The 14,762-nt window shown below is 73.6% G+C and carries 17 protein-coding genes and 1 pseudogene; 9 read left to right on the top strand and 9 right to left on the bottom strand.

Features of this window, described 5'->3' with window-relative positions:
• Positions 1-759 precede the first annotated feature (759 nt).
• Together ACIRVF_RS36720 and ACIRVF_RS36715 are read left to right on the top strand one after the other, a co-directional pair.
• Positions 760-1,434: a class I SAM-dependent methyltransferase gene (locus tag ACIRVF_RS36720; RefSeq protein WP_402828100.1), complete on the top strand. Its 675-nt coding sequence runs from the start codon at positions 760-762 to the stop codon at positions 1,432-1,434.
• A gap of 291 nt (positions 1,435-1,725) precedes the next feature.
• Positions 1,726-1,863: pseudogene (locus tag ACIRVF_RS36715) on the top strand (ATP-binding protein); the annotation flags it as partial.
• Between the two features lie 60 nt (positions 1,864-1,923).
• On the opposite strand, the gene ACIRVF_RS36710 reads toward ACIRVF_RS36715, so the two are convergent.
• The gene (locus tag ACIRVF_RS36710) at positions 1,924-2,367 is read right to left on the bottom strand and encodes a hypothetical protein (protein WP_402828097.1); all 444 of its coding nucleotides are present in this window, start codon (positions 2,365-2,367) and stop codon (positions 1,924-1,926) included.
• A 176-nt stretch (positions 2,368-2,543) separates the two neighbouring features.
• On the opposite strand from ACIRVF_RS36710, the gene ACIRVF_RS36705 reads away from it, so the two are divergent.
• Complete coding sequence (locus ACIRVF_RS36705; protein ID WP_402828095.1) at positions 2,544-2,960, top strand: DUF5959 family protein; 417 nt, start codon at positions 2,544-2,546, stop codon at positions 2,958-2,960.
• Here the strand turns inward: ACIRVF_RS36705 and ACIRVF_RS36700 are convergent.
• The 5 genes from ACIRVF_RS36700 to ACIRVF_RS36680 all read right to left on the bottom strand — a co-directional run bounded on the left by ACIRVF_RS36700 (position 2,915) and on the right by ACIRVF_RS36680 (position 8,380).
• Complete coding sequence (locus tag ACIRVF_RS36700; protein WP_402828321.1) at positions 2,915-3,271, bottom strand: transposase; 357 nt, start codon at positions 3,269-3,271, stop codon at positions 2,915-2,917. The genes ACIRVF_RS36705 and ACIRVF_RS36700 overlap by 46 nt on opposite strands.
• Before the next feature lie 98 nt (positions 3,272-3,369).
• Positions 3,370-3,888 (bottom strand): SUKH-4 family immunity protein, encoded by a 519-nt coding sequence (locus ACIRVF_RS36695; protein WP_402828092.1) that lies wholly within the window; start codon positions 3,886-3,888, stop codon positions 3,370-3,372.
• Positions 3,889-4,082: 194 nt separating this feature from the next.
• Positions 4,083-6,260 carry an elongation factor G gene (fusA, locus tag ACIRVF_RS36690; protein WP_402828089.1) on the bottom strand — a complete coding sequence of 726 codons (2,178 nt, stop codon included), beginning with the start codon at positions 6,258-6,260 and terminating at the stop codon, positions 4,083-4,085.
• 445 nt (positions 6,261-6,705) lie between these two features.
• The gene (locus tag ACIRVF_RS36685) at positions 6,706-7,248 is read right to left on the bottom strand and encodes a hemerythrin domain-containing protein (RefSeq protein ID WP_402828086.1); all 543 of its coding nucleotides are present in this window, start codon (positions 7,246-7,248) and stop codon (positions 6,706-6,708) included.
• A gap of 79 nt (positions 7,249-7,327) precedes the next feature.
• Entirely contained in the window at positions 7,328-8,380 is a 1,053-nt protein-coding gene (locus ACIRVF_RS36680) for a DMT family transporter (protein ID WP_402828083.1), read from the bottom strand.
• A gap of 49 nt (positions 8,381-8,429) precedes the next feature.
• On the opposite strand from ACIRVF_RS36680, the gene ACIRVF_RS36675 reads away from it, so the two are divergent.
• The 5 genes from ACIRVF_RS36675 (at position 8,430) to ACIRVF_RS36655 (ending at position 11,269) form a co-directional block, all read left to right on the top strand.
• On the top strand, positions 8,430-8,963 hold the full coding sequence (locus ACIRVF_RS36675; protein ID WP_402828080.1) for a MarR family winged helix-turn-helix transcriptional regulator: 534 nt from the start codon (positions 8,430-8,432) through the stop codon (positions 8,961-8,963).
• Between the two features lie 3 nt (positions 8,964-8,966).
• Positions 8,967-9,560 carry a DUF6328 family protein gene (locus tag ACIRVF_RS36670; RefSeq protein ID WP_402828077.1) on the top strand — a complete coding sequence of 198 codons (594 nt, stop codon included), beginning with the start codon at positions 8,967-8,969 and terminating at the stop codon, positions 9,558-9,560.
• Between the two features lie 4 nt (positions 9,561-9,564).
• Positions 9,565-10,164: an AAA family ATPase gene (locus ACIRVF_RS36665; RefSeq protein ID WP_402828074.1), complete on the top strand. Its 600-nt coding sequence runs from the start codon at positions 9,565-9,567 to the stop codon at positions 10,162-10,164.
• 255 nt (positions 10,165-10,419) lie between these two features.
• Complete coding sequence (locus ACIRVF_RS36660) at positions 10,420-10,944, top strand: AAA family ATPase (protein WP_402828071.1); 525 nt, start codon at positions 10,420-10,422, stop codon at positions 10,942-10,944.
• 136 nt (positions 10,945-11,080) lie between these two features.
• The gene (locus tag ACIRVF_RS36655) at positions 11,081-11,269 is read left to right on the top strand and encodes a hypothetical protein (protein WP_402828068.1); all 189 of its coding nucleotides are present in this window, start codon (positions 11,081-11,083) and stop codon (positions 11,267-11,269) included.
• Positions 11,270-11,310: 41 nt separating this feature from the next.
• Here ACIRVF_RS36655 and ACIRVF_RS36650 read toward each other — a convergent pair whose 3' ends face one another.
• Positions 11,311-11,994 carry an SMI1/KNR4 family protein gene (locus ACIRVF_RS36650; protein WP_402828065.1) on the bottom strand — a complete coding sequence of 228 codons (684 nt, stop codon included), beginning with the start codon at positions 11,992-11,994 and terminating at the stop codon, positions 11,311-11,313.
• 180 nt (positions 11,995-12,174) lie between these two features.
• Positions 12,175-12,585, bottom strand: coding sequence for a winged helix-turn-helix transcriptional regulator (locus tag ACIRVF_RS36645; protein WP_402828062.1), 411 nt, complete (start codon positions 12,583-12,585; stop codon positions 12,175-12,177).
• A 123-nt stretch (positions 12,586-12,708) separates the two neighbouring features.
• On the opposite strand from ACIRVF_RS36645, the gene ACIRVF_RS36640 reads away from it, so the two are divergent.
• Positions 12,709-13,647, top strand: a complete 939-nt coding sequence (locus tag ACIRVF_RS36640) for an NADP-dependent oxidoreductase (protein ID WP_402828059.1) — start codon at positions 12,709-12,711, stop codon at positions 13,645-13,647.
• 45 nt (positions 13,648-13,692) lie between these two features.
• Here the strand turns inward: ACIRVF_RS36640 and ACIRVF_RS36635 are convergent.
• The coding region (locus tag ACIRVF_RS36635; protein WP_402828056.1) for an AMP-binding protein at positions 13,693-14,762 on the bottom strand (1,070 nt) is incomplete at its 5' end.

Genomic DNA, 14,762 nt, shown 5'->3' with positions numbered 1-14,762 from the left:
CGGGCAGCCCCCGGGGCCCGCCGCGCATGCCCTACGCGCCGACACCGACCACCCTCAGCAACTCCAGACGGAAGGCAACACCAGCCCTCGTCATCAGGCAGAACGGCCGCATCCACCCGCCACGTCGTAGCGCCACCTCGTACCGCCCCCGAACACACCGCGAACTCCTCTCCCGTGGCGAGGAGTTCGGCTGGCAGCTCGGCGGCGCGCCGGTCCCCGGAAAGGCCGGATGGCCGGCACGCCGACCCGCCACATGGGCGCGGCGCAGCGTCCGGTGACCCCGGGGGCAACAACGCGTGGCCCGCCGGGTCGGCGAACCAGCCCGGCAGCAGGACCTCGCCGCCCACGCGGCAGGGGCCCCGACGCCCGACCAGCCGGTCCAGGATCGGCAGCAGCCGGGGCTGACCGGGGTCAGCGAGCCGCGCGGCACGGCGCCTTCTCATGCCCGGCCAGGTGAAACAGGTGGTCCCGCTGGCCCTCGCACAGCCCGCGGTGCCCCGGCCGGCGCCGCCGGCAACTCCGCCTCCTCCCGGCGCCGGGGTGCAACGCCAGACCCCGGGGGTAAAGCCGACGTCGGGGCGGGCGTCAGGCAGGCGCCGGAGCGAATGAGGAAGTAGGCAGGGGCCTCACGGCCGATCACGGCGCGCAGCATGGCGCGCAGCATGGCGCGGACCCGGGTGCGGACCCGGGTGCAACCGGGGCGCGGCAGCCCGGGACCGGCGGTGCCTGGCGGTCGGTCGTGCTCTAGGGTCGTCATCCGTGCCTGATACCTCGTCACCCTCCTCGCCCGCGTCCTCCCCGTCCTCCCCGTCCCACCTGGCCGCCACCGCCGAGGCCTACAACGCCGTCGCCGAGCTCTACGCCGACTTCGTCAAGGACAGCCTGGCCCAACTGCCGTTGGACCGCTCCTTCGTCACCGCCTTCGCCGACCTGGTACGCGCCGCCGGCCCCGCCCCCGTGGCCGACCTGGGCTGCGGCCCCGGCTACCTGACCGCCGCCCTGCGGGAGGCGGGCCTGGACGCCTTCGGCATCGACCTGTCGCCCGCGCTCATCGCCATCGCGCGCCGCACCTACCCGGGCGTGCGCTTCGAGGTCGGTCCGATGGCCGCCCTGCAGACGGCCGACGGCACGCTGGGCGGCGTGGTGTCCTGGTACTCGCTCATCCACACCCCGCCCGAGCAAGTGCCCGCCCACCTCGCCGAGTTCCGCCGTGTCCTGGCGCCTGGCGGTTACGCGCTGCTGGGCTTCTTCGAGTCCGAGGGCGATCCGGTCACCCCCTTCGACCACAAGGTGACCACCGCCCACCGCTGGCCCGTGGACACCCTCGCCGCCCTCGCCACCGAAGCCGGCTTCACCGAAACCGCCCGTATGCTGCGCCAACCCGGCGACAACGAACGCTTCCGCCGCGGCCACCTCCTCCTGCGCGCCGCCTAGGAACAGCTGTGCGCTGCGCTGCTCGGCGGGGGGATGTCCACCCCGGTGTGGTGAACGTGGTCGCCAAGGTCCCGGCGCGTCTCTGACCGACCTTCGCGACGGTTTCCGTGACGAAGAGCAGCTCCGGCGTGTCCAGGCGGTCGTTCATGACCGCCTGGCGGACGACCGTGCCCCCTACTGGAGTGCCGCTGTCTCATGCGCTTCTGGTGGCAGCTGCGGATGACGTACCAAGCCGTTGAGGTTGTCGGACGCCTCACCAGCAAGCTCCGCGCCTGCCCGCGGCCGAGCGTCCTCGTGGTTGATGAGGTCCTCGCCACCGCCATCCTCGACCGGCTCCTGCACCATGGCGACGTCATCTCGATCAACGGCAACAGTTACCGCCTCAAGAACCGTCTCCCGGGCCGCCGACCGGGAACCGACGTAGCCTGAGCGGTTGACCGTCTCGCCGGAAATTGACCGGTGCCTGAGCTGCCAAGCGGCGTCAGACTGTTACTGGAGCACGGAGGCCGCGTCGTCGCTCTGGGCTTGGTAGACGGTCACGATCGAGGCGACAGCGTCGACTTCGATCGGTCCGGTGATCCTCAGCCAGACCAGTTCGGGCAGGTCAGAGGAGCGGTCGAGCCGGTCGACGGCGTCGGCAGGCCAGGGCGACGGCAGCTTCGGCAGGTGGGTCAGGGAGATACCGTCGATGAAGCCGGGGGCCGGTCCAGGTTCCCACGGGCGGACCGAGTAGAGATGGGACAGCGAGATCACTACGTCGGGTTTCCGCGGACCCTCACGCAGCCAGACGTCCAGCGTGTTCTCCTTGCGGTCCTCGTTGGATTCGTTCAACGAGATGCGCTCGACAAAGTAGCTGGTGCAGGATTCCAGCCTCCGTGCCGCATTCGTGCATCGGTTCTTGAAGGCGTCGGGTGCCGCATGCTCGTCGACCACGGCACGAGACTACGGTGAGTTGAACGGTCCGCGGGAGCACTCTCCATATCGGACCGGTGAACGGCCAGCCCAGGCTGGCTGCGTAGGTGAGAGAGGTGACAGCACCCGGGCCGGGGGGGTGTGTCGGTGGCCTCCGAAATGATGCCCCTTGTTCGAGGCCGACGAGAGGGACTGTGATGGATGATGACCTTGGCGACCTGATTCACCTCGCTGATCCGCCCGGAACGAGCGGTCACGTGGTCTCTCTCCGGGTACTGAAGCGGGTCCCGGGCACTGGCTACCTCGACTGCGAGTTCGTTGTGGAGACCGGAACCGTCAACGGCAGCTTCCCCGTCGGCATCACGTCCGATGACCTCGACGAGTGGGAGGAGGCCCTCGACAGTCTCGCTGGTAATCGGAGGGTCTCGTGGCTGAACTCCGGCCGGTCGGTCCAGCTCGGGATCAAGCCGTGGCAGCCTGGTGTGATCGCAGTGTCGATCCATGACGGTCCGTCGTCGCAGGTGACAGTCAGCCTTCCTCTCTCGCCGCCGACCGGCTGGATCGAGGCTCACCGTGCGCGCCTTGAGAACGTGCGGCGGGTGCTCGCGGGCTGACCTCCCGGCGCCGTGTTCGGGTTCCCGCCCAACGATCTCCCCCGAGCACCGCACTCCTTCCGCGGCTCCGGGGGCTGCCGTTTGCGGCGCCGGCCGACTCGGGGGAAGGTACGTAAGCCGACGCCGAGTTCCTGCGGCAGGTGTTCCCAGGCGATCCCTGCAGGCAGCACGAACAGGATGACTTGGAGCACCAGCCGGTCCGGATGTCCGGCCGGGAGCCGAGGTCGACGCTCGACCTCAGGCAGCAGCGGCTTGATCACCGCCCATAGCCCGTTGTCGGCCTCCCAGCGCTTCGGCTGCGTCGCTCCCACCCTCAGATCACCGGCTTTGGAGTGATCCAACCATGTCGAAGATCATTCGTTGGGAATTCCCAAGGGGGGCTTGTTGAGGCCCCGCTGGTCCGGCCCGGTCAGTCGCTCAGGAGGACCTCGTGCCAAAGGCAGCGCCGTTGCGCGACGCCGGGATCGCGGTCGGCAATGAAGCCGAAGAAGTCCCGCAGACATGACCAGCGTTCGACGCTGTCCTCGGAGTTCACGATCCCGAGGACCCAGTACCAGCGCCAGGCCGCATCGACATAGACACTGATCGACGAGTTGATGAACCGGGCGCTCGGACGCCAGCTGGTCAGCGGGACTCCCCAGACCTGCCCCGACGGGATCGCCGCCGCCACTTCGACGTCGAGCCAGAGGCCGAGCCCGTAGTAACGGCGCCCGTCCGCCAACTCCTCCGGCCTCTCACCCTCGTGGATGTTCGAGACCAGGCCGCACTCCTCGGCCACCGGCAGCCCCCACCGCTCCAGGGCCTCACGGTCATGGGCCGCGACGGCCCACCGCCGGAGGGCCGACGGGTCCTCGGCCGCCGCCCGGTCGCCCGGGACCACGAGCTCCGACAACGGGCGGCCGAGGACCTCGCGAATCCGCTCACGCATGGATCCCAAACCCCGGTCAACTCCTTACCCGTCACACAGCTACCCCCGGAGCGTAGCCGCCGCCCGACCGTACCGGGCTCCGGTGTCGCGCAGAACGTCCAGCGGGTGCCGGGGCGGCCCGGCCGGCCAGGCCGTCGGGGCGACCGGAGGTCCCGGCCCTCCCCGGGCGGAGAGGGCCGGGCCGGGAGCGCGGCTCAGCCGGCCGACGCCGGTGCCGGTCCCGACGCCGGTCCCGACGCAGAGGCCGACGCCGGGGCGTAGCCGGCGAGGCTGGTGGTGAAGGTGCCGCGGCCCTGGGTGCGGCTGCGCAGGCGGCCCGCGTAGCCGAACAGTTCGGCCAGCGGCACCAGCGCGCTGACCCGAGCCGTACCGCCGGGGCCGCCGTGGCTGCCGGGGCTACCGGGGCCGTCGTGGTCGCGGTGGCCGGTCGTGCTGGTGGCCTGGACGGTGGCGCGGCGGGCGGCCAGGTCCCCCAGGACGGCGCCGAGGGCATCCTCGGGCACGGTGACGGTCACCTCCGCGAGCGGTTCCAGCAGGTGCAGCCGGCAGGCGCGCAGCGCTTCGCGCAGGCCCAGGCGGGCGGCGGTGCGGAAGGCGAGTTCGGAGGAGTCCTTGGGGTGGGTGGCACCGTCGGTGAGGGTGACGGCGAGGCCGGTGACGGGGTGGCCGCCGAGCGGGCCCTCGGTGAGGGCGTCGCGGCAGCCGGCTTCGACGGCCTGGACGTATTCGCGCGGTACGCGGCCGCCGGTGACGGTGGAGGTGAAGGTGAAGCCGTCGGCGGCGGGCGCCAGGTCGAGGACGAGGTGGGCGAACTGGCCGGCGCCGCCGTCCTGTTTGGCGTGGCGGTAGGTGAAGCCGATGACGCCTTCGAGGAGGGCTTCGCGCAGGGCAACCTGGGGCCGTCCGACCACGGCCTCGACGCCGGTGTCGCGGCGCACCTTCTCCACGGCGACCTCCAGGTGGAGTTCGCCCAGTCCGGACAGGGTGCGCTGGCCGGTGTCGGGGTCGGTGGCCAGGCGCAGCGAGGGGTCCTCCTCGGCGAGGCGGGTGAGAGCGGTGGTGAGTTTGTCGGTGTCGGCGGCGCGGCGGGCTTCGACGGCGACGGTGACGACGGGTTCGGCGCTCACGGGTGCCTCCAGCAGGACGGGGTGGTCGGGGTCGCACAGGGTGGCGCCGACGCGGGCGGTCTTGGGGCCGATGACGGCGACGATGTCGCCGGCCAGGGCGTGGTCGATCTCGGTGTGGCGCTCGGCCATCACGCGCAGGATGCGGGCGATGCGCTCGGTGCGGCCGGTGGCGGTGTCGAGGACGGTGTCGCCCTTGCGCAGGGTGCCGGTGTACAGGCGCAGGTAGGTGAGGCGGCCGGTGGGGGCGGCGGTGACCTTGAACGCCAGTGCGGTCAGGGGTCGTTGGGGGTCGGCGCCGTGCTGCCCGTCGCGGTCGGCGCCGCGCTGCCGGTCCCGGTCGCCGGAGGGCGCGGGCGCGGTGTCCAGGGGTGAGGGCAGGTAGGCGACGGCGGCGTCGAGCAGTGGTTCGATGCCGCGGTTGCGGTAGGCGGAGCCGCCCAGGACGACCACGGCCTCTCCGCTGTGGGTGAGGCGGCGCAGGGCGGCCGTGAGGGTGGCGTGGCTGAGGGCGCCGTGGGTGCAGTACTCCTCCAGGGCAGGGGGGTCGAGTTCGGCCACCGCCTCGTCCAGGGCGTGGCGGCGGGCGGCGGCGCGCTCGGCGAGGTGGGCGGGGACGGGGCCCTCGGTGAGGGTGCCGCTCTCGTCCCAGGTGAGGGCGCGGTGGCCGACGAGGTCGACGACGCCGGTGAAGGCCTCCTCGGCGCCGATGGGAAGGTGGACGGCCAGCGGGTGGGGGTGCAGGTGTTCCCGGATGGAGTTGACGGCGGAGTCGAGGTCGGCGCCGGGGCGGTCGAGCTTGTTGACGAAGGCGATGCGGGGGACGCCGTGGCGTTCGGCCTGGCGCCACACCGACTCGCTCTGCGGCTCGACGCCGGCGACGGCGTCGAACACGGCGACGGCGCCGTCCAGGACCCGCAGGGACCGTTCGACCTCGTCGGCGAAGTCGACGTGACCGGGGGTGTCGATGAGGTTGATCCGGTGTCCGGCCCAGGCGCAGCTGACGGCGGCGGCGAAGATGGTGATGCCGCGGTCGCGTTCCTGGGGGTCGAAATCGGTCACGGTGGTGCCGGTGTGGACTTCGCCGCGCTTGTGGGTGGCGCCGGTGAGGTAGAGGATCCGTTCGGTGACGGTGGTCTTGCCGGCGTCGACGTGGGCGAGGATGCCGAGGTTGCGGACCGCGGCGATGCTGCTGGTCGTCGTCGTGCCGGCGAGGGTGGTGCTGATGGTGGTGGTGTCGGTGCGCATGGCCCGGCTGCCTTTCAAGGCGGTGTCTGCGGGATTGGGCGCGCGATTGACTCAGCACCGTTCGTGTTCTGACTTGCCGTCAGAAGACTTGCCGGAAAGGGACCGTGCCGTGTGAAGGAACGCACCCGGACGCACATGGACGCACCGACGCGCGTAGGGACACGCACGGCGGCACGGGGGCGCGGGTGGGGCGGACGGTCAGGCGGTGGCGGCGCTGCTCCGGTGCCGGCCGCGCAGCGGGCACCGGAAGGACGGGGACACCAGGATCACCTCGTACCGCGACGCGGGAGAGGGGGCGGCGGCGCTGTGCTTGGGCATGGCCGCTGCACCCCCTCTCTCTGTGTGTGCTCTCGCGTGCCGGTACGGTCGTTGGTGCGTCCGCACCCCCTGGGGCTGCGGCCGCGTGGCGAGTGTAGGCGGCCCCGAACCGGCGGAGCGAGGGGTTTTACGGCTCCTGCGCGCCCTTGGGGCCGTACGGCGGGCGCAAGCGCAGCACGGGCCGCGTCCAGCCGTCGTCAGCGCGCAGCGCGCCGCCCGGAGCGGCATCCAGGGCCGTATCCAGGGCGGCGCCGACAGCGCGTTCCTCGTAAATGAAGTGGGACTCCATGACGGCCGCCAACCCGTCGAGTTCGCGACCGATCGACTCCAGGGCGGCGCCGTTCTGCCCGGCGGCTTGGTCGGCGAGGTCGCGCACCCGGGTGAGGATGGCGGCGATGAGACCGTGGTCCTCGACGAGTTTGGCGACGGTGGGTTCGAGATCGGGGCGTTCGCGCAGCAGGGCGGTGAACATCCCTTCGTCCTCGCCCTGGTGATGGATCGTCATGGCGGCGCAGAAGGCGAGGCAGTGGGCGGTCAGGGAGTCGCCGCCGGCGCCCGGGCTGCGGCCCAGGGCGGAGCGGACGCCCGCCAGGCGGCGGCGCAGTTCGTTGTGCGCTTGGGAGAGTTGGAGACTGAGGGCGGCCGTACGGCCGGTGTAGGGGGAGGCCACGTGCGGGCGGTCCCTTCGTTCGGGCACCTCCATGCCTGGCGCGGTCCGCCACCGACACGCGATGCCGGCGCCCATCCGATCACGGCACGCGCCGACCGGGCAAGCCCACACCCCGACCCCGGCTCCGGCCCCGGCCCCGGCCCGCGACCGGGGCGCCGGCTGCGGCGTCGGCGGCGGTTCCCGTTCCGGTGCGGGTGCCGGCGTCGGCGGCGGTTCCGGTGCACCTGTCGGCGGCGGTGTCGGTCCTGCTGTCGGCGGCGGTTCCTGTGCAGCTGTCGGCGCCGGTTCGGGTGCGGGGCCGTCCGAGCAGGATCCCGGCGGCCACCAGGGCCAGTCCCAGCCCCTGGCGCGGCCCCAGTTCGTCGCCGTCCAGCGCGGTGCCCAGCAGCACGCCGGTGAGCGGATTGAGCAGTCCGAGCAGGCCGACGGTGCCGGCCGGCAGATGCCGCAGTCCGGTGAACCAGCAGGCGAAGGCGAGGGCGGTCGCGGCCAGGGTGACGTACCCGAAGGCGAGCAGGGTGGGGCCGTGCAGCGGCGGCGGCGCGCCCTCGGCGCCGGCGGCCAGCGGCAGCAGCACCAGGCCCCCGGCGGTCAGCTGCCAGGCGGTGGCGGCCAGCGGGTCGGCGCCCTCGCGCCAACGGGCGGCGAGCACGTAGCCGACCGAAGAGACCAGCATCGCGCCCGCCGAGGCCGCCAGCCCGGCTCCGTCGGGGGCGCCGCCCGCCCCGAGGACGGTCAGCGCCACCCCGGCCAGGCCCACCACCGCCCCCACCAGGTGGGCGCGGTGCGGGTGCTGCCCGGCCAGCGCCCAGGCGGTCAGCAGCATGGCCAGCGGGGAGGCGGCCATGACGGTGGCGGCGGTACTGGTGGGCAGCAGCTGGGAGGCGAGGTAGAGCAGGACGAAGAACACGGCGGTGTTGAGCACTCCGAGCAGGGCGCTGCGCCACCACCAGGGGCCGCGGGGGCGGCGGCGGGCGAGGGCGAGCAGGAGCAGTCCGGCAGGCAGGGCACGCAGGGCGGCGCCCCACAGAGGGTGGTCGGCGGGCAGATAGGAGTGAGTCACCCAGTAGTTGGCGCCCCAGGCGATCGGGGCGAGGGCGGTCAGCAGCACCCACCGCACATTGGCTTCCATGGAAGACATTATAGCTTCCCTGGAAGCTACCAGGGGTAGGATGGCTCCCATGGAGCACCAGCAGCACCCGGACGACGACGGGGACCACGTCGCGCTCATCCAGGCCGCGTGGCACCGAGAGCGTCCCGACCTCGACGTCTCCCCCCAGGCCGTGATCGGGCGCCTGCACCGCCTCGCGGCCCGCCTGACCGCCGAGCTCACCCTCGTCTACCAGCAGTACGGGCTGAGCGAGGGCGAGTTCGACGTGCTCGCCGCCCTGCGCCGCGCGGGCGCCCCCTACGAACGCGCCCCCGGGGAACTCGCCGCGCACACCATGGTCACCACCGGCGCGATGACCAAGCGGATCGACCGCCTGGAACACGCCGGCCTGGTCACCCGCCGCACCGCCGAGGACGACCGACGCGGGCGCGTGGTCGCCCTCACCGACGCCGGACTGCGCCTGATCGACGAGGCGTTCACCGCCCACATGCGCAACGAGCACCGCCTGCTCTCCCACCTGGACCCCGGCGAGGCCGCCGCCCTGGAGGAGTTGCTCACCGCCTGGCACCGGCGCCTGGAGGGGGCCGGGCCCAGCACAGTGTGACGCTTGAACACCCCTCCCCGACCCGGCCCCGCCACGGTTCCGGCCCCGGCCCCGGCCCCGGCCCCGAGCGTCCCGACGAGCCCGCCTTCCCAGGGTGGGAGAACCCGGCGGTGCGGGGCCGACCGGCTCCTGATGGAACTGCTGCAGAGGCTGCGGGTGCTGCAGACCGGCGTGCAGATCGTCCTCGCGTTCCTGCTCGGCATCGCCTTCAGCCCGCCCTGCGCCGAACCCTGCGACGCTCAGCAGCACATCTACGTCGCCATGCTGCTGCCGGCCGTCCTCGGCGCAACGGCGGCCGTCGCGATCAGCACCGCCATCGCCCTGGTCTCCGCGACCCTCTGGTTCGTCCCGCCCCGGGCCCCTGCGCCGAACCACCCGCGACCGGCCGTCACCGCAGCCGCCCCGCCCCGCCGCACCCCCTGTCACCGCCGCCCGTCCGCGAGGGCTCGCGGGCGGGCGGCGGTGGCGGGGACCGGGCCTTGGGCCGGCTGCGGGGCGCCGGGGGCCGGGCCAGGAGGCCGCCGACCGCGGGCGCCTCCCCCACTCCTTCCGACGCCGCCGGCGCCCCGGACGGATGACCGCCCCGCATTAATGTGACCGTATGCACACCAGCCACCGTCCCTGGGACGTCCTGCTGATCGGCGGCGCCTCCGGCGTCGGCAAGAGCCGCGCCGCCGCCCGCCTGGCCGCCGTGCACGGCGCGTTCACCGTGGAGTTCGACGACGTCGTCGGCGCCCTGCAGGCCGCCACCACCCCGGCCACCCACCCCGGCCTGCACCACTTCACCACCGCCCACGCCCAGGACCTGGACACCGAACGGGTGCTGGAACTGCAGATCGCCACCGCCCACGCCCTCGACGAGGCCCTGCTCGGCGTCGTGCGCAACCGCCTCAGCGTCGACGTGCCCGCCGTCGTCGAGGGCGACTACCTCACCCCTCGCGCCGCCGCCCGCGCCGCCGCCGAGGCCACCGCACACGGCCGGCGCCTGGCCGCGGTGTTCCTCCACGAAGGCGAGGCGGCCCGCATCAGCGCCAACTACGCCCGGCGCGAACCGCAGGCCGGCGTGCAGAGCGAGCGCGCCGCCGTCAGCGCCCGCTACTCCCACTGGCTCGCCGCCCAGGCCCGCGCCCACCGCCTGCCGGTGGTCGACTGCCTGCCCTACGACACCCTGTCGCAGCGCCTGGCCGCCACCTGGGCCTGAACCGCCGCCCGGGCGGCGGCAGGCCGTGCAGAACGCCCGGCCGGTCGTCGGTGCCGTCGCGGACGGCGCCGACGCAGGCGAGTGGAAGTCGGCGACCAGGTCCGGCGCGGACTCCGGGCTGCCGCCGAGGGTCACGGTGCCGCCCCGGAATGTCGGTCCTGACCGTCCCTGCGTCCGCGCCCGGGGCGGCGTGGGTTTCGGGTACAAAGGGCCCGACAAGCGGCGCGCGCGGGCGGGTCGGACGGGAGACGAGCGGTGCTGATCGTGGTGAGCGGCGGGCCGGGCAGCGGGAAGACGACACTGGCGCACGCGCTCGCCGACGCCGTCGGCTGCCCCGCCGTGTGCCGCGACGAGATCAAGGAGGGCCTGCTGCACGCCGGCACCCGCTCCCCCGCCCCCGACGAGGCGGTGCGCGACGCCTTCTTCGAAGTACTGGACGTGCTGGTGCGTGCCGGGGTGAGCGTGGTCGCCGAGGCCGCCTACCAGGACCGGGTCTGGCGCCCGCGTCTGGAGCCGCTGGCCGCCCGCACCGAACTACGGGTGGTGCACTGCCGGGTGGACCCGGCCCTGGCCCGGCGCCGCGTCGCCGAGCGCCTGGCCACCGGCCGCCACCGCGCCGCCCACGCCGACAGCACCCTGCTCGCCGCCCCGCCCGGCGCGGGCAACCTGCTGGACGACTTCACCCCGCCGACCGTGGCGGGCGCACCGCGGTTGTGCGTGGACACCACCGACGGCTACGACCCCCCGCTGACGGACATCGCCGCCTTCGCCCGCCGCTGAACGTCGCTTCACGTCGCTGAACACCGCTCGGCACCGATCGACGCCGCGAACCCGGTCGCGGCGTGCGCCGCCGGCGTGGGACGATCCCGGCCTGCAACTGGTCACCGACGGCATCACCCCGGTCCCGCGGTTCGTGATGGTCGACGAACTCGGGGCGGAATTCGGCTACTTCTGCGAACTGGCCGAGCCGCTGTTCCTCGCACCGGGCGACCGGATCCTGTTCGACGGCATGCGAGCGACCCTCACGGTCACCCGCGCCGGCGGCGCGACATCCTCCCCGTCCGCCCGCTGGGGGGTGCGCTGCGGCCGCGACATCCGGATCTGATCCGACCCGGATGTCGCGCGAGTGCGCGCGGTGCGGAGGTGTCAGCGGCGCACCCAGGGCATGGCCAGCGCGGCCGTCCGGTCGTCCCACTGCTCGGCCGTCCATCCTCCGACGCCCCACTGCCCACCCCACTTCGTGCCGTCCCAGTCGTAGCCCGGCGTCCACAGCGGGCGCGGCGGCTGTGGCCCCCGTTCCCGCTCGTCCGGTATCACCCGCAGCTCGTTCCCGTCGGCGTAGCCGCCAGTCAGGACGGTCACCACGAACCGGGCGAAACCGCCTTCGTGGACGTCGAGTTCGCCGTCATTGGGGCCGTTGAAGACCGCGACCGGCCACTGGTCCGGATCCGGGCCGGTGGTCAGCCAGCAGCAGTACATGTGGTCGCTGCTCAGGCCCCAGGGCAGCAGTCCGCCCGGGTCGGGGAAGACCGGGGTGCTGTCCTGCTCCCAGAACCCGTCCTCGCACTCGACCTGTTCGCGGAACTCGCCGTCGGTGTCGGCGCGCCAGTACGCAAAGCCGCTCAGGCCCTCCCCGGTACGGCGCAGCGGGCTGGTGACTCCCCACTCGCCGTTGAAGTTCACCGCACCGTACAGGTCGATGAACGCCCGGTAGTCCGACGGAAGTTGGACGCCGAGCTCGGCAGGGGCGAGCTCCCATGGCACCCGGGCCGGGGTGTAGGCCGGCTCCCCCATGATCGCGCGCAGCCGCTCGAACTCCGCCGTGGCCATGTGTCACCCCTCTGTCGTTCCGTTTCCGCCTGCCGGACGGGCCCAACCGTAGACGAACCCACCGACAGACGCGTCGCCCGGGCCACCGAAGGCGGCAACCGGTGGCACGCCCGCGGCCGCAGGCTCGCCGTGCGGCGCGGTCGTGTCGCGGCCGGTGCCGCTGGCTGCCTCCCGGCAGAATCAGTGGCCGTCGGCGTGGCGGTGGTCGTAGTCGGCGCGGGCGGCCAGCACGTGGGGCATGTGGGCTTCCGCCCAGGTCTTGATCGAGCGCACGAGTGGCAGGAGGTCGTGGCCGAGCGGGGTGAGGGCGTAGTCGACGCGGACGGGGACGGTGGGGGTGACGGTGCGGTGCAGCAGGCCGTCGCGTTCCAGGGTGCGCAGGGTCTGGGTGAGCATCTTCTCGCTGACCCCGGCCAGGCGCTTTCGCAGGTCGCTGTAGCGCTGGGGTCCGTCGGCGAGGGCGTTGACGACGAGGGTGACCCACTTGTCGCCGATGCGGTCGAGGAGTTGACGGGCCGGGCACTGGGCGAGGTAGGCGTCGTAGCCCGCCCGTTCGGCGGCGCGGCGCTGGGCGGCGGTCATGGTGGGCATCGGCCTGCTCCTCTCCTCGGGGTCGGTTACGCACCTTGGGGTGCGTCCTTCCCGTGGGAGAGCAACTCTCCCTAGGTTGGGCGGTGTTCGCAAGGGTTGCTGTTGGCGAAGGAGTGGGGTGCGATGCGCGCGGTGGTGGTGCGGGACTTCGGCGGGCCCGAGGCGCTGGAGCTGGTGGAGGTGGAGCGGCCGGTGGCGGGCCCGGGACGGGTGCGGGTGCGGGTGGAGGCGGCGGGGGTGAACCCGGTGGACGCCCTGACCCGCTCGGGTGCGCTGGCCGGGGCGGGGCTGATGGGCCGGCGGGAGGTGACGGGCATCGGCTGGGACGTGGCCGGGATGGTGGACGCCGTCGGGCCGGGGGTCGCGGACTTCACGCCGGGCCAGCGGGTGGTGGGACTGCGGGACCGCCTGGAGGTGGACCTGGGCGGGTACGCGGAGTACGTGGTGCTGGACGCTCAGGCGCTGGCTCCGGCCCCGGCGGGCGTGGACCCGGCTCGGGCGGCGACGCTGCCCCTGAACGGCCTGACCGCGCTGCAGGCCCTGGACCTTCTGGAACTGCCCGCCGGTGCCACCGTGCTGGTGACGGGCGCGGCGGGGGCGGTGGGCGGCTTCGCGGTCGAGCTGGCGGCACTGCGTGGGCTGCGGGTGGTGGCGCTGGCCGCCGAGGAGGACGAGGAGCTGGTGCGGGGACTGGGCGCGCACTGGTTCGTGCCGCGTACGGTGCCCGATGTGGCCGAGGCCGTCCGGGAGTTGGTGCCCGGTGGGGTGGACGGCGCGGTGGACGCGGCCCGGCTGGGGGTGGCGGCGCTCGGTGCGGTGCGCGGGCGCGGGGCGTTCGCGGCGCTGGCCGGCGGCAGCGAGCCGGTGGGGCTGCGCGGCATCCGGGTGGTGAACGTGTGGGTGAGCGCCGACGGGCCGGCGCTGGCACGGCTGTCGGCGCTGGCGGCCGACGGCCGGCTGACCCTGCGCGTGGCCGACACCCTGCCGCTCCAGGACGCGGCGCGGGCGCACGAGCACCTGGCGCGCGGCGGGTTGCGGGGGCGGCTGGTGCTGGTGCCCTGAGCGGGCCGCCCCCGCGCGCGCCGTCGCGTACAGCCGCCGTCGCGTTCAGCCGGCCGTCGCCGCCTCGCGCAGGCGCTTCTTGTCCGGCTTGCCGACGGACGTCAGCGGGATGGCGTCCACCAGGTGCAGCGCCTCGGGGGCGTAGATGCGGCCCTTGTTGGCGGTGACGAAGGCGCGGACCTCCTCCAGCTCGGGCTGCTGTCCCTGGGCGGGGACGACGGCGACGTGGACGTGCTCGGACTCCTGGGTGTCGCGCACGCCGAAGACGGCGCACTGGGCGATCGCCGGGTGGGTGAGCAGCAGGTCCTCGACCTCGGTGGGGTAGACGTGGCCGCCGACGACGATGATCAGGTCCTTGAGGCGGTCGGCGAGGTAGAGGTAGCCGTCCGCGTCGAAGTAGCCGATGTCACCGGTGTTCAGCCAACCGCCCTGCAGCACCTCGGCGGTGAGTTCAGGCTGCTTCCAGTACCCGGCCATCAGCGTGGCCGAGCGGACGTGGATGTGTCCCTGTTCACCGGCCGGCAGTACGGTGCCGTCGGCGGCGCGGATCTCCACCTCGACGCCGGGAAGCGGGCGGCCCACGGGGAGCCGGCCGCCGTGGCCGATGCGGTCGTGCTCGCTCGGGCCGAGGATCGCGATGTTCTGCGCCTCCGACATGCCGTAGCCGCTCACCAGCACCGGGCCGAACACCTTGAGGGCCTCGCGGATGCGGGTCGGGGAGGCCGCGCAGCCGCCGTAGGAGACGCGGCGCAGGCTGGACAGGTCGGTGCGGCCGATGGCCGGATGGTCGAGGAGTTGGTAGAGCAGCGGGGGCAGCACCCACAGGTCCGTGATGCGCTCGCGTTCGACGGTGGCGAGGACGTGAGTGGGGTCGAAGGTGCGGTGCAGGACCACGGACCCGCCGTGGTGGAGGGTCAGGTCGGACAGGACGCCGGCAAGGTGGGCGAGGGAGGTCGCGGCGAGGAGTCGGGGCGGCTCGGCGTCGGGGCGGGGGTCGCCGTAGGGGACGTCGAAGGCGCTGCGGTAGGGGCCGTGCAGGCTCAGGATGCCCTTGGGGATGCCGGTGGTGCCGCCGGTGTGGCGGATGCCGAGGTCGTCGTCGGGCCCGATGCGGA

The sequence above is a fragment of the Kitasatospora sp. NPDC101157 genome (assembly GCF_044768255.1).
Lineage (GTDB): Bacteria > Actinomycetota > Actinomycetes > Streptomycetales > Streptomycetaceae > Kitasatospora.
This window is presented reverse-complemented; position numbering and strand designations above follow the sequence as displayed.